This window comes from Pseudomonas sp. TNT2022 ID642 (assembly GCF_028656995.1).
Classification (GTDB): Bacteria; Pseudomonadota; Gammaproteobacteria; order Pseudomonadales; family Pseudomonadaceae; genus Aquipseudomonas.
Genome location: NZ_JAMDGW010000037.1, coordinates 87544 through 108420, shown reverse-complemented (window position 1 = coordinate 108420; position 20877 = coordinate 87544). Strand labels below are relative to the sequence as shown.

At 58.9% G+C, this 20877-nt stretch carries 22 protein-coding genes; 3 read left to right on the top strand and 19 right to left on the bottom strand.

Features of this window, described 5'->3' with window-relative positions; all coding sequences use genetic code 11:
- Window positions 1-2682, top strand: a 2682-nt coding sequence (locus M5G26_RS27870; protein WP_273917034.1) for a hypothetical protein, incomplete at its 5' end; no start/stop codon positions are given.
- 616 nt (window positions 2683-3298) lie between these two features.
- Complete coding sequence (locus M5G26_RS27865; RefSeq protein ID WP_273917033.1) at window positions 3299-3658, top strand: DUF6124 family protein; 360 nt, start codon at window positions 3299-3301, stop codon at window positions 3656-3658.
- Between the two features lie 185 nt (window positions 3659-3843).
- On the opposite strand, the gene M5G26_RS27860 is transcribed toward M5G26_RS27865, so the two are convergent.
- The 13 genes from M5G26_RS27860 to M5G26_RS27800 form a co-directional block, all read right to left on the bottom strand.
- Window positions 3844-4518, bottom strand: coding sequence for a hypothetical protein (locus M5G26_RS27860; protein ID WP_273917032.1), 675 nt, complete (start codon window positions 4516-4518; stop codon window positions 3844-3846).
- 178 nt (window positions 4519-4696) lie between these two features.
- Window positions 4697-5836: a flagellar biosynthesis protein FlhB gene (flhB, locus tag M5G26_RS27855; RefSeq protein ID WP_273917031.1), complete on the bottom strand. Its 1140-nt coding sequence runs from the start codon at window positions 5834-5836 to the stop codon at window positions 4697-4699.
- 3 nt (window positions 5837-5839) lie between these two features.
- Window positions 5840-6625 carry a flagellar biosynthetic protein FliR gene (gene fliR / locus M5G26_RS27850; protein ID WP_047599973.1) on the bottom strand — a complete coding sequence of 262 codons (786 nt, stop codon included), beginning with the start codon at window positions 6623-6625 and terminating at the stop codon, window positions 5840-5842.
- A 3-nt stretch (window positions 6626-6628) separates the two neighbouring features.
- Window positions 6629-6898 (bottom strand): flagellar biosynthesis protein FliQ, encoded by a 270-nt coding sequence (gene fliQ, locus M5G26_RS27845; RefSeq protein WP_041072975.1) that lies wholly within the window; start codon window positions 6896-6898, stop codon window positions 6629-6631.
- Window positions 6895-7653, bottom strand: a complete 759-nt coding sequence (gene fliP / locus M5G26_RS27840; protein ID WP_016984314.1) for a flagellar type III secretion system pore protein FliP — start codon at window positions 7651-7653, stop codon at window positions 6895-6897. The genes fliQ and fliP overlap by 4 nt, the downstream gene beginning before the upstream one ends.
- Window positions 7653-8105, bottom strand: a complete 453-nt coding sequence (gene fliO, locus M5G26_RS27835; protein WP_122844898.1) for a flagellar biosynthetic protein FliO — start codon at window positions 8103-8105, stop codon at window positions 7653-7655. The genes fliP and fliO overlap by 1 nt, the downstream gene beginning before the upstream one ends.
- A complete protein-coding gene (gene fliN, locus M5G26_RS27830; protein WP_007920031.1) occupies window positions 8106-8555 on the bottom strand; it encodes a flagellar motor switch protein FliN in 450 nt (149 codons plus the stop codon).
- A 56-nt stretch (window positions 8556-8611) separates the two neighbouring features.
- The gene (gene fliM, locus M5G26_RS27825) at window positions 8612-9580 is read right to left on the bottom strand and encodes a flagellar motor switch protein FliM (protein WP_038363850.1); all 969 of its coding nucleotides are present in this window, start codon (window positions 9578-9580) and stop codon (window positions 8612-8614) included.
- Between the two features lie 9 nt (window positions 9581-9589).
- Window positions 9590-10093 (bottom strand): flagellar basal body-associated protein FliL, encoded by a 504-nt coding sequence (gene fliL / locus M5G26_RS27820; protein ID WP_273917030.1) that lies wholly within the window; start codon window positions 10091-10093, stop codon window positions 9590-9592.
- A gap of 480 nt (window positions 10094-10573) precedes the next feature.
- Window positions 10574-11944: a flagellar hook-length control protein FliK gene (locus M5G26_RS27815; RefSeq protein WP_273917029.1), complete on the bottom strand. Its 1371-nt coding sequence runs from the start codon at window positions 11942-11944 to the stop codon at window positions 10574-10576.
- A 104-nt stretch (window positions 11945-12048) separates the two neighbouring features.
- On the bottom strand, window positions 12049-12396 hold the full coding sequence (locus M5G26_RS27810; RefSeq protein ID WP_105709138.1) for an Hpt domain-containing protein: 348 nt from the start codon (window positions 12394-12396) through the stop codon (window positions 12049-12051).
- A gap of 31 nt (window positions 12397-12427) precedes the next feature.
- Entirely contained in the window at window positions 12428-14131 is a 1704-nt protein-coding gene (locus M5G26_RS27805; protein WP_134178382.1) for an ATP-binding SpoIIE family protein phosphatase, read from the bottom strand.
- A gap of 5 nt (window positions 14132-14136) precedes the next feature.
- Window positions 14137-14442 carry an STAS domain-containing protein gene (locus M5G26_RS27800; protein ID WP_273917028.1) on the bottom strand — a complete coding sequence of 102 codons (306 nt, stop codon included), beginning with the start codon at window positions 14440-14442 and terminating at the stop codon, window positions 14137-14139.
- 225 nt (window positions 14443-14667) lie between these two features.
- Here M5G26_RS27800 and M5G26_RS27795 point away from each other — a divergent pair, with 225 nt between their 5' ends.
- A complete protein-coding gene (locus M5G26_RS27795) occupies window positions 14668-15015 on the top strand; it encodes a hypothetical protein (protein WP_273917027.1) in 348 nt (115 codons plus the stop codon).
- Window positions 15016-15037: 22 nt separating this feature from the next.
- Here the strand turns inward: M5G26_RS27795 and fliJ are convergent, their stop codons facing one another.
- From fliJ to fliE, 6 genes are read right to left on the bottom strand one after another with little or no spacing between them, the layout of a single operon-like run.
- Window positions 15038-15490: a flagellar export protein FliJ gene (gene fliJ, locus M5G26_RS27790; protein ID WP_122608304.1), complete on the bottom strand. Its 453-nt coding sequence runs from the start codon at window positions 15488-15490 to the stop codon at window positions 15038-15040.
- Between the two features lie 6 nt (window positions 15491-15496).
- The gene (gene fliI / locus M5G26_RS27785; protein ID WP_064119534.1) at window positions 15497-16855 is read right to left on the bottom strand and encodes a flagellar protein export ATPase FliI; all 1359 of its coding nucleotides are present in this window, start codon (window positions 16853-16855) and stop codon (window positions 15497-15499) included.
- The gene (fliH, locus tag M5G26_RS27780) at window positions 16845-17651 is read right to left on the bottom strand and encodes a flagellar assembly protein FliH (RefSeq protein ID WP_273917026.1); all 807 of its coding nucleotides are present in this window, start codon (window positions 17649-17651) and stop codon (window positions 16845-16847) included. The genes fliI and fliH overlap by 11 nt, the downstream gene beginning before the upstream one ends.
- A gap of 4 nt (window positions 17652-17655) precedes the next feature.
- Complete coding sequence (fliG, locus tag M5G26_RS27775; protein WP_007958288.1) at window positions 17656-18675, bottom strand: flagellar motor switch protein FliG; 1020 nt, start codon at window positions 18673-18675, stop codon at window positions 17656-17658.
- Window positions 18668-20455 carry a flagellar basal-body MS-ring/collar protein FliF gene (gene fliF, locus M5G26_RS27770; RefSeq protein WP_038363829.1) on the bottom strand — a complete coding sequence of 596 codons (1788 nt, stop codon included), beginning with the start codon at window positions 20453-20455 and terminating at the stop codon, window positions 18668-18670. Before fliF ends, fliG begins: the two co-directional genes overlap by 8 nt.
- A gap of 15 nt (window positions 20456-20470) precedes the next feature.
- On the bottom strand, window positions 20471-20800 hold the full coding sequence (fliE, locus tag M5G26_RS27765; protein ID WP_038363826.1) for a flagellar hook-basal body complex protein FliE: 330 nt from the start codon (window positions 20798-20800) through the stop codon (window positions 20471-20473).
- Window positions 20801-20877: the final 77 nt, after the last annotated feature.

The window sequence follows — 20877 nt, the reverse complement described above, 5'->3', positions numbered from 1 at the left end:
GAAACCTCGGCCCCCAACGCGGTGCTGCGCCAGTTGGCCAAGTCCCAGATCACCTTGTCTTACCGCCTGGAAAAAGCCGACGGCTCCACCGACCTGCGCTCCAAAAGCCAATTCATCCGCGCAATCGGCGAAGTCCAGCGGCTGGGCGCGCCGATCGTGCTGGACGAGAATTCCGGCGCACTCGACCCCACACTGCCCCAAATCCGTCTCGAGATCCCCTTCGATAAATCCTTCGTCGAAGGCCACGTTCTCCAACCGGTCATGCTCGGCACCACGCCCGGCCTGAAGCCGTACCTGCCTCAGTTGCCAACCCGCCCCATCACCTACAACGACATCGTCGCGGAGGCACCGCTGGCATACAACATCGATGGCAAACACCTGGCCCCGGTCAACGGCGGCACGGCGGAGTTCTACTACCAACTACTGATTCCGAGCGCAGTGCTCACCACGCTGGACAAGTACGCCGCCACCCGCGCCATTCGCGAGTCGATCCACAGCGACATCCTGCAAGTCGGCGAACCACGCCTGGAACTGCCACAGCCCAAGGTGGACGGCGTGGTGGACGGCGTCCTGCCCGCCGACACCGCCGGCACCACCCTGACGGTGATCTACAAGGAAACGGTCGAGGGCGATGAAGTATTCATGTTCTGGACAGGCTCGATCACCGGCGAATATACAGACAGAATCAAGCTGAACGAATTCACCGCCGGCAAGGAAGTGCCATTCACCATCCCGGCGGCGGTGATCAAGGGTAATGAAGGCGGAACGGTGACCGCCCGATACGAGATCAAACGCGCGGCGGGCTGGACCAGTTATGCCGAGCCGTTGACATTCGGCGTCGGGGTGGCGCTGGAAAATCCATTGCCTTTCCCGAGGATGCCACCCGCCAACGGTACGGGCGCGAGTGTGACGCTGGCACCTCTGAACGCTCAGACCGGAGCCAAGGTCATCGTGGCCTACACGGGCATGAACGATAAACAAAACATCAAACTGACCATGACGGGCACGCCCGGCGCCGGCTCGCCGGAAATCCCCGCCAAACAAGGCGTCGCCAGCGGCAGCGTCGAGTTCCTGATTCCTGCCGAAGCCATTGCGGCCAACATCGGCAATGAAACCAAAACCTTCACACTCAACTACGACGTCACGGCAGGACAGACAATTCCATCCTTGCCTTTGACCGTGAGCGTCATGCCGCTGCCTGCGACAGAGCTGGACAAAATCAGTATTGAGCAAGCCGATGGCACGGTGCTGGATCTGTCGAAGGTGACGTCGGGCGCCACAGTGGTCGCTGGCGTCTGGGCATTCATTGCCGTCAATCAACGGGTCAAACTGGAACTCAAAGGTACCAAGAGCAACGGCGACGATTTCCATTTCGTACGATGGCCATGGCCGTCATCCTACGTTAATCAAAACTGGATCAATGCCAGTCGATATACCTACCAGGTGCCCTACGACCTCCTCAAGGATCTGGCCAATGACAGCAAGCTGGAACTGCATTTCAAGGCCGCGTTGACCTTGAGCCGTGTGGAGGAAGAGGCGATTTTAGCGCCGGTGAAGGCCTACACGATCAAGGCTTTGGATCTAAAAGTCCCCAGCATCAAGGAAGCCAGCGGTAATAGCCTCAATCCTTTTGCGGCCAAGGACACGCTAACGGCGGTTATTGGGGCTTACTCAAACATGATCGGAACTCAAGTGAGTGTGACCTGGAGCGGCGCACCCGGTGAGGGCAGCGTTACGGTTGGCCCGATCGACGTGACCGCTCAAGCAGACAAGGAAATCCCCCTGCCCAATTCAGTGGTGGCGTTCAATCTGGGTAAACCGGTGAAAATAACTTACACCGTCACCCTTAATGGCACCCCGCTGGGCTCAAAAGAAGTGAATCTGACCGTACAGCCGATTATCGATGGCGACAATAACCTGCCAACGCCGGCCATCGACGGCGCAGTAGGTGATGATCTGGATATAACTCAGTTGGAGGAAACTGCGCAGTTGAGGATCGCCAAATGGTTGCTGCAGGCTTTGAATCAGAATATTTGGCTCCGTTACGACGGATTTAATAAAAATGGAGACGCTGTAGAACTCATTTTCTGGGCAGGCGCAGCACATAAACAACTGGAGGGGCTGTTAACGGTTGCGCGGATCGCATGGCTTCGAGATCTTAAAGATGGAAGTAAACTGATAATTACCTTCAAGCTAAACTTCGATAAAGTGGCAAATTGGGATGAAGCAGTAACGTTTCCGGCAATGACTTATGTAGTAAAAGCAGAACCTATGATTGTATTTGAAGACTTTGAGACATTGGCGCTTGGCGAGCATTCTGAAGGAAGTATTTTACCCCTAACGCATCTAACTATAACTGTCCAATCTTACCATCTAGGTGTATTCAACGATAACGCCACACCACCAATGATCACTGACAAATTTCTCCTCCAGCGAGGAGAAGGGAGTATCAAATTCGACTTAAATCGAGCTTGGACTAATATTACGCTTGGTGTTGAACAGTATGTATCTGCCCCCTCATCAATCATGTTCTACGATGAAAATGACTTTTTCATTGAAACCAAGAATTTTGAGGTCGGTGCTTATTGGTTCAAATATACCGCCCCAAATGGTAAAAAAATCAAAAAAATTATTCTTGATGCGCCTTACACGCTCATGGACAATCTCACCCTTTCCGACTAAGAGTAATGGGCGAACGATATCTAGTCATTGATTTAAATGCTCGCCACTTCACTTTAATTACGTCACTTGGATTTAGAGAAGTGCAAAAAAGGGGGACGGATTTATTTAACAAGTAATTTAAACAGCGGGGGCTTGATCGAGGTTTTTTGGCTGACCTGGATGGCCCTTTCGCGAGCAGCTCGCTCCCACAGGAAAACGCGCTCCAAATGTGGGAGCGAGCTTGCTCGCGAAGGGGCCAGTGAAGTCAGCGCAAATCGCCTTTTAAACTCAGGCGTTTAAAAGACACCTCCAGACACGCCTTTCAGGCTACAAATTCTTGCGCCATTGCCTACAGCTACGCCAGAATCCGCCGGCTTGTGCGCTTTGGGGTCGGGTTCTATTGTGGTCCGGTCGCTGACAAATCAGCGATCGGGTTTAGCGACTCGAGTCTATGTAGGCGCACCAGCGCTCCAAACTCGACTGTGGATGCTTATCTACAATTTGCGTTATGGCGGCTGTGCGCGGGAGATCTTCGGGTCTGCCGGGCGCCTACACCCGGTTCGCTAACCTGCGTCCAGCCGCCACCTTACCTGTTTAGCGACGGGTTTTAGCGGCTCCACCTTGTAGGAGCTTCACCATGATCAAACCAACACCCAACCCACCCGAAACCGACCCCACCTCCCCCTACGAATCCCTCGACTCCAAAAAACTCCACGAAGCAGCCGACCGCGCCCTCGATCACTACCTCTGCCCACCCGGCTCCACCCCACCACCGCGCAAAACCCGCCGGATGTACGCCGTTACCGCCGACTTCAAAAACGAAGAGCTGCTGGCCGATGCGTGCGAAACACTCGCCTCAGCCAGAACCATCGCCCATGACTTTGCCCACCTCATACCCGCTTCGCAGCGCAGGACTCTATTGGGGATCGCGCAATTGATCATGCTCGGCGAGCTGGCGGTGAATCGGGTGATGGATAATCTGGATTTGCCGCAGTAACGCCCCGCAATGATCGTTCCCACGCTCCTGCGTGGGAATGCCTCAACGGACGCTCCGCGTTCGGCTCTGGAAGGGACGCAGAGCGTCCCGGGCTGCATTCCCACGCGGAGCGTGTGAACGATCATAACCTTGAGGCAGAAAAAACCCGCCGCCCCGTTTCAGTCGGGGCGGCGGGTTGCAGATCACTACGCGGTTAAAACCTGTTCAGGTGTAATCGGGCCGAAACCGAGCGTCTTGCCGTTGATATAGCGCGCGCCCCTGAGCAGCTTCGTCCCCTCGATAACGACGACCTCGTTCTGCATGTACATAAACGTCACCACCGATATCGGCGTCGTACGCTCCGGCAGCCCCCAGGACACTATTGTCCGCTGCTCTATGAGGGTGAGAGCCCAATCAAACCAAATGATGGGGAGATCTTCGATCTTGATTTCGCGCTCCGGATTCTCCCAACGAAAGTCCTGCCGCGCCGTTATCAAAAGCGCATTTCCCTCTATGACGAATTGCGGCTTGCCAAATCGCCTCTCCATTTTATTGTTGATCCAGCCATCCAGGTACAAATCCGGGTTGGTGAAGAGTTCGAAAAGCATCGCACTGTTGACGATTTTTCCTGCAGAAGCACCAATCACACTGTAGTGATTGTGATACGCCAATCCCTCCAGCTCCGGCCGAATTGCGTTGCTCGACACCTCCAGATAATTGGCGCTGTAGGCGTTGGCCATCTGCTTGAAATGGGTGAAGTCCAGCATGAACTTGAAAGTTACGGTGTAACCGATTGCGCGATCGGCTGTACGTTGCTCCAACACTCCCGAGACGAATTCAACCTCCATACCTTGCAACTTTATGTAGGGCTGGTCTGCCATGATTGCTTCCTCTGAAACACGATGCAGGCGCCGCTCCCTGGTACTCGCATCAAATGATCAGAGCGACCAATGCAGGGAAATGCCGGGAGAATTCCCATGCCAATGAGAGCGCCGGCGGGCGCAAGCGTCTACTGTCAGACTTGACAGGTTCAGCGGTTTTCCAGACAGACGGTAAGCGTCAAGAATCGCGACGCAAATCCGGCGGAATCGGCAAATCATCCTTGAGCGGATCCGGACGCTTGCCCTTGCCCGCACGGAACTGGCGGATCTGGTAGACGTAGGCCAACACTTGAGCCACCGCCAGGTACAAGCCGCCGGGAATTTCCTGGTCGAGTTCGGTGGAGTAGTAGATCGAGCGCGCCAGCCCCGGCGATTCGAGGAGCATGACGTTGTTGGCCACGGCGATTTCGCGGATTTTCAACGCCAGGAAGTCGCTGCCCTTGGCGATCAGCATCGGCGCGCCGCCCTTCTCCGAGTCGTACTTGAGCGCGACGGCGTAGTGGGTCGGGTTGGTGATGACCACGTCGGCGTCAGGAATCGCCGCCATCATGCGGCGCTGGGACATCTCGCGCTGGGTCTGGCGGATGCGCTGTTTGACTTCCGGGCGACCCTCCTGATCCTTGTGCTCGTCGCGCACTTCCTGCTTGGTCATCAGCAGTTTCTTGTGGGCTTCCCAGAGCTGTACCGGCACGTCGACAGCGGCGATGATGATCAGGCCGCAAGCCAGCCACAAGGTGCTCCAGCCGACCAGCGTGACGCTGTGGATGATCGCCATTTCAAGCGGCTCGTGGGCGATCCGCAGAAAGTCATCGACGTCCGCCGACAACACCGCCAACGCCACCCCCAAGGTGATCAGAAATTTGGCCAGCGCCTTGAGCAGTTCGACTACAGCCTTGAACGAGAACATCCGTTTCAGGCCCGCCGCCGGGTTCATCCGACTGAACTTGGGCGCCAGGGAGCCCGCCGCAAACAGCCAGCCACCGAGGGAGATCGGCCCGATCAGGGCTGCCAGCAATAGCGTGATCATGAACGGCTGGATGGCCACCAGCGCCATCTGACCCGACTTCAACAAAAATGCGCCCATGGAACCCTGATCCATGATCACCTCACGCGACAGCGTGAAGTTCAGGCGCATCAACTCCATCAGGTCCTCGGCGAGCATGCCGCCGAACACCAGCAGCGCACCGGCACCGGCCATGGTCACGGCCAGAGTGTTGAGTTCTTTGGAACGGGCAATCTCGCCCTTCTCGCGGGAGTCCTTTTTCCGTTTCTCCGTGGGGTCTTCTGTTTTGTCCTGACCGCTTTCGCTCTCTGCCATGACTCAGCGCGCCCGTGCCAGTTCGCGTAACAACTGCAAAGCCTCGCTGGCCAGCGGCTGATACTGATTGAGAATGTCCGCCAGCCCGACCCAGACAATGAACAGACCGAGCACCAGGGTCAAAGGAAAACCGATGGAGAAAATGTTCAGTTGTGGCGCGGCGCGAGTCATCACGCCAAAGGCGATGTTGACCACCAGCAGCGCGGTGACCGCCGGCAATACCAGCAATAGCGCCGCACCGAGAACCCAGCCGAGTTTGCCGGCCAGCTCCCAATATTGCGCGGTCATCAGGCCGCCACCGACCGGCAGCGTGGTGAAGCTTTCGGTGAGGACTTCGAACACCACCAGGTGGCCGTTCATCGACAGGAACAGCAGGGTTACGAGCATGGTGAAGAACTGCCCGATCACTGCTACCGAGACACCGTTGGCCGGGTCGACCATCGAGGCGAAGCCCATGCCCATCTGGATCGCAACGATTTGCCCCGCCACGGCGAAGGCCTGGAAAAACAGCTGCAGGGAAAATCCGAGCACGGCACCAACGAGAATCTGTTCCGCTATCAGCAGCAAACCGCTGAGGTCCAAGGGGCTGACCGCTGGCATCGGCGGCAGGCTCGGCGCAATGCACACGGTGATCGCTACAGCGAAATACAGGCGAATCCGCCGCGACACCAGCGTGGTGCCGAACACCGGCATCACCATCAGCATCGAGGCGACGCGAAACAGCGGCAACATGAACGAGGCCACCCAGGTACTGATCTGGGTGTCGGTCAGCTGAAGCAGCGATTGCATGGCTTAGCCGATGACCATCGGGATGTTTTTGTACAACTGAATGATGTATTCCATGAAGGTCTGCACAATCCATGGACCGCCCACAATCAGGGTCACCAGCATCACCAGCAGACGCGGCAGGAAGCTCAGGGTCTGTTCGTTGATCTGGGTCGCGGCCTGGAACATCGCCACCAGCAAGCCGACCAACAGGCTCGGCACTACCAGAATCGCGACCATCAATGTGGTCAGCCAAAGGGCTTCACGAAAGATATCGACCGCAACTTCCGGCGTCATGGCGAGACACCTCCGAAACTGCTGGCCAGGGTGCCGATGATCAGCGCCCAGCCATCGACCAGCACGAACAGCATGATTTTGAACGGCAGCGAGATGATCAGCGGTGACAGCATCATCATACCCATCGCCATCAGCACACTGGCCACGACCAGGTCGATGATCAGGAACGGAATGAAGATCATGAAACCGATCTGGAACGCGGTTTTAAGCTCGGAGGTGACGAACGCCGGCACCAGAATGGTCAGCGGTGCCTGATCCGGCGTGGCGATGTCGGTGCGCTTGGACAGGCGCATGAACAGCTCCAGATCACTGGTGCGGGTCTGGGCGAGCATGAAGTCCTTGATCGGCACCTGAGCCTTTTCCACCGCTTGCTGGGCGGTGAGGGTTTCCGCCAGATACGGTTGCAGCGCGTCCTTGTTCACCCGATCGAACACCGGGGCCATGATGAACATGGTGAGGAACAGCGCCATGCCGGTGAGGATCTGGTTCGACGGCGTCTGTTGCAGGCCAAGGGCCTGACGCAGGATCGAGAAGACGATGATGATCCGGGTGAAACTGGTCATCAGAATCACGGCCGCCGGGATGAAGCTCAGGGCGGTCATGATCAGCAGGATCTGCAGGCTGACCGAATATTCCTGCGCGCCATCGGCGTTGGTGCCCAGCGTGATCGCCGGGATCGACAACGGATCGGCGGCGAACGCCAGCGGCGCGGCCAGCATCAGGGCCAGCGTCAAGACGATGCGTAACGCACCCATTACTTCGTATCCTTCTGATCCTTGCCGAGAATCTTCAGCAGATGCTGGGCAAATTCCGGCGTCGCTTTCTCACTGGCGCTGGGCACTTCGATCGGCTCTTTGAGCACGTGCAGCGCGGTAATCGTGCCGGGGCTGAGGCCGAGCAAAATCTGCTCGTTGCCGACTTGCACCAGCATCAACCGGTCACGCGGGCCGAGCGCGCGCGAACCGATCAGTTCGATCACCTGCCCCTTGCCCGCCGGGCCTGCCTGCTGCACCCGGCGCAACAGCCAGGCGAGGAAGAAGATCAACCCCAGCACCAGCAACAGGCCGAATACCAGTTGCGTCAGTTGCCCGGCCACGCCGCTGTTGACCATCGGCGCGGTGGCGGCGGGCACTGTGGTCGCCGTCGACGGCTCGGCGGCCAGCACGCTCAATGGCAATGCCAGCAAAGCCCAGAGAAACCGTTTCACTCAGCGCAGCTTCTTGATGCGTTCGCTTGGGCTGATCACGTCAGTCAGGCGGATGCCGAACTTTTCGTTGACCACTACCACTTCGCCGTGCGCGATCAGGGTGCCGTTGACCAGTACGTCCAGCGGCTCACCGGCCAGACGATCAAGCTCGATCACCGAACCCTGGTTGAGTTGCAGCAGGTTGCGGATGTTGATGTCGGTGCTGCCCACTTCCATCGAGATCGATACCGGGATGTCGAGGATCACGTCCAGGTTCGGGCCGTCGAGGGTGACCGGGTCGTTGTTCTTCGGCACGCTGCCGAACTCTTCCATCGGCAGACGCGAGCCGCTGGCTGCGTCGGCGGCCAGCAGGGCGTCGATGTCAGCTTGACCGTCACCGGTTTCTTCCAGGGCAGCAGCCCATTCGTCAGCCAGTGCCTGGTCGTCCTGGGCGTTCATATCGTCGTTCATCATTTGTCCTCGGCGGGCAAAAATTCAGTTAAAGGCTTGGGGATTGGAACGCCGCTTCAGCGACGCTCGATCGGCTCGATCACTTGCAACGCGAGGTTGCCTTTGTGCGAGCCCATCTTGACCTTGAAGGCCGGCACGCCGTTGGCGCGCATGATCATTTCTTCCGGCATCTCGACCGGGATCACATCCCCCGGCTGCATGTGCAGGATGTCGCGCAGCTTCAACTGGCGGCGGGCCACGGTGGCACCGATCGGCACATCGACATCGAGTACGTCCTGGCGCAGGGCGTTGACCCAGCGCTCGTCCTGATCGTCGAGGTCCGACTGGAAACCGGCGTCGAGCATTTCGCGCACCGGCTCGATCATCGAGTACGGCATGGTCACGTGCAGGTCGCCGCCACCGCCATCGAGTTCGATGTGGAACGTGGAGACTACGATCGCTTCGCTCGGGCCGACGATGTTGGCCATGGCCGGGTTCACTTCCGAGTTGATGTACTCGAAATTGACTTCCATGATCGCTTGCCAGGCTTCTTTCAAATCGACGAAAGCCTGCTCCAGCACCATGCGCACTACACGCAGTTCGGTCGGAGTGAATTCACGCCCTTCGATCTTGGCGTGACGGCCGTCGCCGCCGAAGAAGTTGTCCACCAGTTTGAACACCAGTTTGGCGTCGAGGATGAACAGCGCGGTGCCGCGCAACGGTTTGATCTTGACCAGGTTGAGGCTGGTCGGTACGTACAGCGAGTGCACGTATTCGCCGAACTTCATCACCTGCACGCCACCGACGGCAACGTCCGCCGAGCGGCGCAGCATGTTGAACATGCTGATGCGGGTGTAGCGGGCAAAACGCTCGTTGATCATTTCCAGAGTCGGCATGCGTCCACGGACGATGCGATCCTGACTGGTCAGGTCGTAGCTTTTGACACTGCCGGGTTCGGCAGCGTTATCGGTCTGTACCAGACCATCGTCGACGCCATGCAACAGCGCGTCGATTTCATCCTGGGACAGCAGATCCTGCACGGCCATGTCGTGTTCCTACTGCAGTACGAAATTAGTGAAAAGCAACTGTTCGATCACCACTTTGCCCAGCTCTTTCTGCGCCACTTCCTGGACGCTGGCTGTGGCCTTCTGGCGCAACATCTCCTGGCCGACCGGGGTCGCCAAGGTGGCGAAATCCTGACCGGAGAAGAGCATCACCAGGTTGTTGCGGATCACCGGCATGTGCACCTTGAGCGCTTCCAGATCAGCCTGATTACGCGCCAGCATGGTGATGCTCACCTGCATGTAGCGCTGACGGCCGTTCTGGTTGTAGTTGGCGACAAACGCCGGCGCCATCGGCTCGAAGATCGCTGGTTGCTTGCCGACAGGCGCCGCATCGGCGGCCGCGGCTGGCTTGCTCTGGGCGCTGTGCATGAAGAACCAGGTCGCCCCCACGGATGCACCAATAGCCAACAGCAACGCCAGCACGATCACAATGATCAGCTTGAGTTTGCCTTTGGTTGCGGGGTCTTTCACTGCTGCTGTTTCGCTCTTCGCCATGCCAATAATCCGTCACTAATCGGGTTTTCACAGTCGCACGGCAAGGCAAGAGCAAGTGTTATGCCAGAAGTGTCAGTGGTAGTGGAGACAACGCTAAAGTCAAAAGCCACCCTCACCCCAGCCCTCTCCCGGAGGGAGAGGGGGCCGACCGAGTTGTTTTGTCGTGATACGTCGACCTGAAGTACCGAGTCGATCATGGATTAGGCTCAAAACGATCAGATCGGCGAGCGTCCTGAGCATCCCCCAATGGATTCACAGCAGAAGTATCAAGTCGGCGTACTTCGCAAGCATCCCCCAATCAGTCCCCTCTCCCTCTGGGAGAGGGTTAGGGTGAGGGACCCTGTCGTGAAACGCCGACCTGAAAGACCGTATCGATTATGGACTCACAGCAGAATTATCAGGTCGGCGTACTTCACAAGCATCCCCGATCAGTCCCCTCTCCCTCCGGGAGAGGGCTAGGGTGAGGGGCTCTTGATTTGATCAGGCGTAATAGTCGACCGCGCTGCTGCCGATCACGCTGGTAGTTTGCGCAGCGGCTTCAGCAATGGCGGCAGGCGCCAATTCTTCATCCGCCGAATCGAGGCGACCGCCGGCAGCGCTGGTGCGACCACTCTGGCCTTGCTGTGCCTGTTCCTGACCTTGCTGGCCCTGCCAGCCACGGTTCTGGTCGGAGACATTGACGTCGACCTGGCCCATGCCCTGCTGGTTGAACATGTCGCGCAGACGATGCATCTGCCCGTCCAGCGCTTCACGCACGCTTGGATGCGCACTCATGAACGTCACTTGCGTCTGTTGATCCGGGACCATGTTGACGCGAATGTCCAATCGCCCCAGCTCAGCCGGCTGCAACTGAATGTCCGCCGCCTTCAGATTGGCGCTCGACAGATACATGACGCGGTTGACGATTTCTTCGGTCCAGCCACTCTGATGCATAGCGATCGGCTGGTTCACCGGCACGGCATTCGCGGTCTTCGGCGTAGCAGCTTGCGTCAATGCCGCCAGACGGTTGGCGAAGTCATCCACGCGGGTATCGCTGGTCGCTGTCTTGAGATCTTTGAGGCCATCGTCGATCAAGCCGCTGAAGGCTTTCTCGCCGCCCTGGCTGGTGCTGTCCTTGTCGGCTTGCACGTCGAGCATGCTGGCCATGCCGGCAGCGAAATTCTGCGCCGCAGTCAATTCGCCGTCGGCCTGAGCCTGAGCGGGCGACGCTTTCGGTTGTGCCTGGCTGGCAGCGGAAATGTGCCCGCCCTGCTCCATCGCCATGCGCACGGCCGGCAGCGAGTCGAGCGGATCGGCCGAAGGGTCGAAATCGCTGTCAGTGGTCGGTGCCGGATCTTTGACCATACCCGGTAATGCGGCGAGCGCAGGGGTTTCGGTTTCTGGCTGGGCAGTGGCGACCACAGCCGGGGCCTGCACCACGGGTGCCGTGACCACAGGCTGCACAGCGGCGACTAAAGCTGGATCGAGCGTCGGATCAACCGGCGCAGCATCTACCACTGGGGCCTGAGTGTTGTCCGCGCTGTCGTCGCTGCTGGCGGTGCTGTCATCGGTCGCTGTGGTTTTGTCGGCAGGCAAGTCGTTGCCGCTATCGGCAACCGCCGGTTGCGCTGCGGCAGACTGATCCTTGCCGATATCTTTTTTACCGCTGTTGTCAGCGACCTTGTCACGCGACGGCTTGGGCGAGTTGTCAGTGCTGGCAACAGGCTTGTTCGACCCCTGATCGGCGAACACTTTAGCGAAGCTTGAGGCTTTATCCCCAGTGTCTACGGCCATGGCCGACGTTTTGGCCGAGGCAGCTTGCGCCTTGGCCTGAGCGGCATTCTGAAGCAGGATGTTGGGGGTCGCAGGCATGAAACGGTCTCCGCTGCACTGGGATCGTAGGTACAGTTACGGAGATAGCTGCAAGTGCCGGGCCAGATTTGCCCGGCGCTTGAGAAAAGCGCCGGACGGCGGGATCAGTGCGTGTGAGCGGGATGTTTTTCGCTTTCGTAAACCGGGCGAACTTCAGCAAATTCGCCGCTGATCTCAGCGACCAGTTTGACTATTTCCGCCGGGCTCTTGTCTTTGGCGTCCGATTCGAGTTCCTGGCAGAGCGCCGCCAACCGGACAGCACCCATATTGCTGGCGCTACCCTTGAAGCTATGGGCAACCTCCGACAACACCTTGGCATCAGAGGTCTTTTGCAACTCGCCCAAGCGACTTTCGGAATCCGCCAGAAAGGTATCCAGAAGCTCCGGATAACCCTCCTCCATGACTTCGCGCAGTACGCTAAGCGCCTCGCGATCAATATGTGTGTCAGCCACTTGTTCACTCCTTGATCAAGAATTGCGCGGATTATGCCTCAACCTCCCAGGAAAACTCCACGCGGGCACTACGACCTTCGTCCGACCAACTGGCGTTATGCCCCAATTGCCGGACCAGACTGACGCCGCGTCCCGACAAACGGACACCGTCCAGCGGCCGCTCCATGACCCGCGCCACATCAAAGCCCTTGCCGCTGTCTTCAACACGAATGATCAGTCGGCCGCCCTCGCCGTGTGGCTGCACCTGCAAATGCACGCGCACGAAACCGTCCTGCAGCGCCTCCAGCCGGTCGTTGCGCTGCTGATAGTAGCGAGCGAAACCTGCCGCATCGCGCTTGAGACTGGAATCCAGGCCAAGCACGCCATGCTCCAGCGCATTGGAATACAACTCGGCGAGCACGCTGTACAAAGCACCACTCTGCGCCCGCAGACCATGCACCTCAAGCAGCAACTGCAACAGGTACGGCAACGGATTGAAACGCTTGAGCGTCGCGCCACGGAATTCGAAACTCACCGACCAGTCGAGCGGGCACGACTGGCCGCTGTCGGAATACACCGGCGCCGACGGCTTGACCTGCGCAGGCTCCAGCAGGCTGACCTCGACCATGCTGACATCGTCGCGCGCCTCACCGCGAAAATCCTGCAGCGCCTGCTCGATATCCTCGAATAAGCGATCCGGCTCGCGATTGGCGGCGAACACCTGCTGCAAACGCTCGACGCCGAACAACTGATCGTTGACATCACTGGTGTCGATCACCCCGTCGGACAACAGAAACACCCGATCACCAACGGCCATCGGATGCACTTCCGTACGGTCATCGAACGCCTGCGCACTCAGCACCCCCAACGGCAGGTGCCGCGCGGCCAGCGGCAAACGCTCGCCCGTGGCAATCCGATGCAGATAACCGTCAGGCATGCCGCCATTCCACACCTCGACCGAACGCCGCTGAAAGCTCAGACAAAGCAGCGTGGCGCAGCAGAACATGTCCACCGGCAGGATCCGTTTGAGCTTGGCGTTCATCTCGCGCAGGGTTTCCGCCAGGCCGTAGCCCTTGGCAGTCATGCCGTAGAAGACTTCGGCGAGCGGCATGGCGCCCACTGCTGCCGGCAGCCCGTGACCGGTGAAATCGCCCAGCAACACATGCATGTCGCCCGCCGGCGTATAGGCCGCCAGCAGCAGGTCGCCGTTGAACAACGCATAAGGCGATTGCAGGTAGCGGATGTTCGCGGCACTCAGGCAGCCGGAATGCGCAACCTTATCAAACACCGCTTTGGCCACGCGCTGTTCGTTGAGCAGGTAATCATGGTGTTTGGCGATCAGGTCGCGTTGTTGCAACACAGTTGCCTGCAAACGGCGCAAGCGATCCATCGCCTTGATTTTGGCGGCAAGGATCACTTGGTTGTAGGGCTTCGCCAGAAAGTCGTCACCACCGGCCTCCAGACAACGGGCCAGCGCTTCGCTTTCCGTCAGCGAGGTGAGGAAGATGATCGGCACCAGCGTTTCGCCCGCCAGCGCCTTGATCTGCCGCGCCGCCTCGAAGCCGTCCATCACCGGCATCATCGCGTCCATCAGCACCAGATCGGGTTGTTGCCGACGAAACAGATCGACCGCTTCGGCACCGTTGGCCGCCGTCAGGACTTCATGACCCTGACGACGGACGATGGTCGACAGCAACAGTCGATCGGCGGCGCTGTCTTCGGCGATCAGGATCGTTAGCGGCTCTTGCGCCTGCATGGCCGTCAAGTGATGTCGAAGAGTTTGTCGAAATTGGAGATGGCGAGGATCTTCTTTACGTCAGAGCTACTGTTGACCAACCGTACATCCGAGCTGTCACCGCCAGCGTGGTCACGTAGCAGGAGCAGCATGCCCAGCGCGGAACTGTCGAGGTAAGTGGCTTCCTTCAAATCCACCACAATGGATTCAGGTTTCTTGTCGAGCCGCTCATAGGACTCGCGAAATTCTTGATGGCGGCCAAAATCAAAGCGCCCCCTGACCGAGATCGTCAGTTTTTGCCCATCCGGAGAAAGATCTGTAACGACTGACATTGACTGGCTTCCTTGTCATTGACGAACCTGTACAAGGTTTAGCACTTGATCAAGCGAGCAGCAACCCGAACTACCGCAGGAGGGAGCCGATCGGCGACTCGCAAGTAACCGGTTACCATCCGTCTGGACTGTCAGATCTGACAGTAGAAGTTACAACTCGCCTCGACGCCTACTGCGTGTGACTGGCAGGCCGCCAGCACTCACTCAGGATGGAGAAAATTTGCCATGACCAGTAAAACCTTTGAAATCTCCCTGGAAGGAACATCCAGCCCAAACAGGGTCACGAAAAAAGAATTCGACGACGCCAAAGCGATATTGATGGCTTCTTACAGTTTCAAACTGAATGATGCGGTGACCTTTAATATCCGAGGCGGGCGCAACCCTGAATACTCGAGATCGGCGAGCGTGACGCCCTCAGGGGTAGAGCAAGGGAAGGTCGGCATAAAGCTCGACCCAACCCGGGATTGGCAGTTGCAGGGAAATGACGCAGTGGCTTACTTCACTGTTTCCAGAAACGGTACCCCGATCCCTGGCCAATCCCACGATTTGAACTTTTTTGTAGAAGAGAAATAACCAGTGTTTCCGCGGCATTATCTTAGAACGGATTCTGCCGCGGCAAACGCTGCGACAACTCATCAAGCAACTTCTGCTCACGCTTGTCTTCGAGGCGTTGCGCCTCTTCGCGATAGCGCTGCACCAGTTTGCGCAAGCCTTCAACCTTGGCGAACGCCTGTTGCCATTCCTCACGGGCCTTTTCGAGCTTGTTCTGGTGCCAGACCAGACTTTGGCGCTGCTGGTCGACGGCGGTATCGAGCTGCGCCAGAAAGCCCTGAAAACCGAGCAGCCATTGCCCGCTTACGCCGGTGCTGCCGCGCACGATCCATTGCTGCGAGTAATCCAGCCGGAAGGCATTGAGGTCGGCCAGTTTGCTTTCCGCGACTTTCACCTGGCCCTGAAAATAGCCCAGCCGTTGCACGGCAGTTTTCTCGGCCTGCTCGGCCATGTCCACCACCGGCGCCAGACGCGCGGCTCGACTGACGGTGGCCATGACCGGTTAGCCGCCCGCTGCGGGGGCAAACAGGGTTTCGAGGTAAGCCTGGCTTTCGCCCATGTTGATTTTGTCGTTGAGGCCCTGACGCTGGTACCGGACCAGCTGCGGTTGCAGGGAGATCGCCAGATCGGTCTCGCGATCGCCGCCGGCCACGTAGGCGCCGACGCTGATCAGATCGCGACTCTGCTGATAGCGCGACCACAACTGTTTGAAGTATTGCGCGCGCTGCATGTGTTCCGGCGAGACCACGGCAGGCATTACCCGGCTGATCGAGGCTTCGATGTCGATGGCCGGATAGTGCCCCTCTTCGGCCAAGCGCCGGGACAGCACGATATGGCCGTCGAGCACGCCTCGCGCCGAGTCGGCAATCGGGTCCTGCTGATCATCGCCTTCGGACAACACGGTGTAGAACGCGGTAATCGAACCGCCGCCCTTCTCTGCGTTACCGGCACGCTCAACCAGTTTCGGCAATTTGGCGAATACCGATGGCGGATAACCCTTGGTCGCGGGCGGCTCGCCGATGGCCAGAGCGATTTCCCGCTGGGCCTGAGCGAAACGGGTCAGCGAATCCATCAGCAACAGGACGTTCTTGCCCTTGTCGCGGAAATACTCGGCGATGCGCGTGCAGTACATCGCGGCGCGCAGACGCATCAGCGGCGCATCGTCCGCCGGAGATGCGACGACGACGGAACGCTTGAGGCCTTCCTCACCGAGGCTGTGCTCGATGAACTCCTTAACTTCTCGACCCCGCTCACCGATCAGGCCAACGACAATAATGTCGGCCTCGGTGAAGCGGGTCATCATGCCCAGCAATACCGATTTACCGACACCGGTACCGGCGAACAGACCCAGACGCTGGCCACGACCGACCGTCAGCAAGCCGTTGATGCAACGGATGCCAACGTCCAGCGGCACGCTGATCGGATCACGGTTGAGCGGGTTGATCGTCGGGCCATCCATCGGCACCCAGTCTTCGGCTTTCATGCCGCCCTTGCCGTCCAGCGCACGTCCGGCGCCGTCGAGGACACGACCGAGCATGCTCATGCCCATCGGCAAACGACCGGTATCAGCCAGTGGCACCACACGGGCGCCCGGGGCAATACCAGCGACGCTGCCGACCGGCATCAGGAAGACTTTGCTGCCGGAAAAGCCCATGACCTCCGCTTCCACCTGGGACGGGTGGTAACTGTCGTCATTGATCACCAGGCAGCGCGTGCCCATGGCGGCGCGCAGGCCTTCGGCCTCAAGGGTGAGGCCGACCATGCGCAACAGGCGACCTTCAAGAATCGGCGCGCCGGCAATCTCGGTGGCCTCAGCGTAAGTGCTCAGGCGCTTGGCGAAACTGGTGCGTTCAAGGCGCATCGGGTTCGTCCGCGAGCGGCTCTTCTGGTGTGGCCGCCGGTTTTACGTCTTCTGCAATGTCCAGAGTCAGATCCGCTTCAGCCGGGTGCAAAGCCTGTTCGTGCAACTGATCGAACAGCTTGGCCATGACCTGAGTAACGCGGGTTTCAATGCTGGCATCGATGCGGCTGTGCTCGGTTTCAACCCGGCAGCCGCCCGGCAACAGCGATTCGTCTTCGACGATGCGCCAGCTTTCCTCATGACGTTCGCGCAGGGCCTTGGCTTGCTCGAAGTCCTGCGGATTGACGTACAGGCGCACATTCTCGACACCCAGCGGCAACAGCTTGAGCGCATCGCGCATGACGTGTTCGATCTGACTGGAATCGATGGCCAGTTCGCGCTTGATCACCTGTTTGGTGATGTGTTGCACGAGGTCGACCAACGACTTTTCGATCTGCGTGTCTTGCTCGGCGATCGGTTCGAAGAGGTTCGCCATCAACTGCTCAAGGCTGGCAAGTTTTGCCGCCAGCGCCACTTCAGCTTCCTGACGGACCTTGAGTGTGGCGCTGTGAAAGCCTTCCTTTTCGCCGATGCCGAAGCCCTCGTTGTAAGCCTCCTGACGGATGCTTTCGAGTTCTTCCAGGGTCAGTGGCTGGACTTCTTCCAGCGGCACTTCTTCCATTTCCGGCGGTTCGGGCTCCGGCTCAGGCTCGGGTTCCGGCTTCGGCGGATCGAAGCTGGGCAGTGCCCAGGATTCGAAACCACGGACATCGCGGGCACGGATCAGATCCGTCACATCGTCGTCGTGCTTGTCCATGGGCTTAGATCATTTCCTCGCCACCTTTGCCACCGAGGACGATTTCGCCGGCTTCGGCCATACGACGGGCAATGGTGAGGATTTCTTTCTGTGCCGTTTCGACGTCGCTGACGCGCACCGGGCCTTTGGCCTCGAGGTCGTCGCGCAACAGTTCGGCGGCACGTTTGGACATGTTCTTGAAGATCTTTTCTTTGACGCCTTCGTCCGATCCCTTGAGGGCCAGTACCAGCACGTCGGAAGACACTTCGCGCAGCAACGCCTGAATGCCACGGTCGTCGACATCGGCAAGGTTGTTGAACACGAACATGAGGTCTTCGATCTGACCGGACAGGTCTTCGTCGACTTCGCGGATCGAGTCCATGAGCTGGCCTTCGATCGAGCTGTCGAGGAAGTTCATGATGTCGGCCGCACGCTTGATGCCACCCAGGGTGGTGCGCGAGGCATTCGAGTTGCCGGAGAACTGCTTCTCGAGAATCTGGTTGAGTTCTTTCAACGCTGCAGGCTGTACGGTGTTCAACGACGAGACGCGCAGGATGATGTCCAGCCGCACCTTGTGGTCGAAGTTGCCGAGTACTTCACCAGCCTGATCCGGGTCGAGGTACGCGACCACGATTGCCTGGATCTGCGGGTGTTCGTAACGGATCACATCGGCAACCGCGCGCGGCTCCATCCATTTCAGGCTGTCGAGGCCACTGGTGTTGCCACCGAGCAGGATGCGGTCGATCAGGCCGTTGGCCTTGTCTTCACCCAGGGCCTGGGTGAGCATTTTGCGCACGTAGTCGTCGGAACCGACGCCCAGGCTGGTCTGGTCGCCGACGATGTCGACGAACTCGCTCATGACCTGCTCGACCTGTTCGCGATGGACGTTGCCCATCTGCGCCATGGCCACACCCACACGCTGAACCTCTTTCGGGCCCATGTGGCGCAGCACTTGCGCAGCATCGGTCGAACCCAGGGACAGCAGCAGAATTGCGGCTTTGTCGACCCGGGACAGTTTAGCGACAGCGGCTCGGTTATCACTCATCTGCGTTAATCCACTCTTTCACGACCTGGGCCACGCGACCCGGGTCTTCTGCCACCAGACTCTTGATTGCATTCAGTTGCGCGTCATAACCCTCACTCGGGCTCGGCAACAGAATGCTCTGCGGACCACCGAGGCTCACGCGGTCGTTGGAAAGTTCGCCGTCCAGGCCGCCCATGCCACCGAGTTCCACGTCGCTGCCAAGACCGGCCAGCTCCTTGCCTTTGCCGCCGCCGGTGATGTTGTTGAGCACCGGACGCAGCACACCAAACACCAGCACCAGGATGAACAACACACCCAGCACTTGTTTGACGATGTCCCAGAACCATGGCTGGGAGTAGAACGGAATATCGGCAATCACTTCGCCGCGCTCGGCAGAGAACGGCATGTTGATCACGCTGACGCTGTCGCCACGGCTGGCGTCGAAACCGACGGCGTCCTGGACCAGACGGGTGAAGCGCGCCAATTCGTCGGCGCTCCACGGCGCACGGCTGGTTTCGCCGTTGGCCGCGTTGACCTTGACCTGATCGTCGACCACCACCGACACCGACAGACGATTCAGGCGACCCTGCTGCTGTTTGGTATGGCTGATGGAACGATCGAGCTCGAAGTTCTTGGTCGATTGCTGACGCTTGTCGGCCGGGTACGGCGCGAGCATCGGCTGGCCGGTGGCCGGGTCCATGATCTGCTGACCGTTGGCGTCAACCAATGGCTGACCTGGCTGCACCATCGCGGCCGGCGCTGCGGCGCCACCGGTGGTTTGCGGTGCCGAGGCTGGCGACGGTGGCTGGTTGCTCAGGGCACCCGGCACACCTTGCGGGCCATTGCTGGCGGTGCGTTGTTCGTTGACCGACTGCTCGCTGCGCAACGCCGGTTGATCCGGGTTGAACTGCTCGGCAGTCGACTCGACCGCATTGAAATCGATGTCAGCCGACACTTCCGCCTTGTAGCGATCGTTGCCCAGTACTGGCTGCAGAATGTTGTGCACGCGCTGGGTGAGCATGCTTTCCATGCGGCGACTGTAATCGAACTGCTTGCCGGCCATGGTCATTTCGGAGTTCTCCGCCTGATCGGAGAGCAGGTTGCCCTTCTGATCGACGACGGTGATCTGCGATTTGCTCAGCTCGGGAACGGAGGTCGCCACCAGGTTGATGATCGCGATGACCTGACCTGGCTCCAGCGAACGACCGGAGTACAACTCGACCAATACCGAAGCGCTTGGCTTGCGCTCGTCACGCACAAACACCGAACTCTTCGGAATGGCCAGGTGCACGCGGGCACCCTTGACGTTGTTCAGGCTGGAAATGGTCCGCGCCAGCTCACCTTCGAGGCCGCGACGGTAACGCGTCGCTTCCATGAACTGGCTGGTGCCCAGCCCCTGTTCCTTGTCGAGGATTTCGAAACCGATGTTGCCGTCGCTGGGAGTGACACCAGCAGCGGCGAGTTTCATCCGCGCACGAGACAGGTCATCGGCCTTGACCAGCAAGGCGCCGGAATTCGGTTCGACGGTGTAAGGGATGTCGGCAGAGGCCAGGGTGTCCATGACCTGCTTGGCGTCCATACCGGCAAGGCTGCCATACAACGGACGGTAATCCGGCTGCTGCGACCACAGCACCACGGCAAAGCCAATCGCCACGCTCGCAGCCAGGCCGACCAACAGGCCCACCTGACGCAGCATGGTCATCTCGGAGAGGTTTTCCAGGAAGGACAGGCCGAACAACGGTGGTTTACCGTCTATCGGGGTGGCCTTGGCCGGAACGTTATCGGCGACTGCTTCTGCCATGACTCAATCTCGTCCTTAAACCGGCATCTGCATGATGTCTTGATAAGCCTGAACCAGCTTGTTGCGTACCTGGGTCAGAGCCTGGAACGACACGCTGGCTTTTTGCGAAGCGACCATCACGTCCGTCAGATCGACGCCGCTCTTGCCCACTTCGAATGCGTTGGCCAACTGAGTCGACGCCTGCTGGGTATCGCTGACCTTGTTGATCGCCTGACCGAGCATGTCGGAAAAGCTGCTGCCCGCCAGTTCAGGGACAGCGGTCGTCGATTTCGGTGCAGACATGGCGTCCAATTTCATGGCCTTCATGTCCATCATCAACCGATTAAATTCAATACCTTGGCTCATGGTCTACTCTCTTGGGCGGCCCGCAATTTTTTGACACTCACTCGGCGGGTACACAGGTATTAGCAACAAGGGTGCCA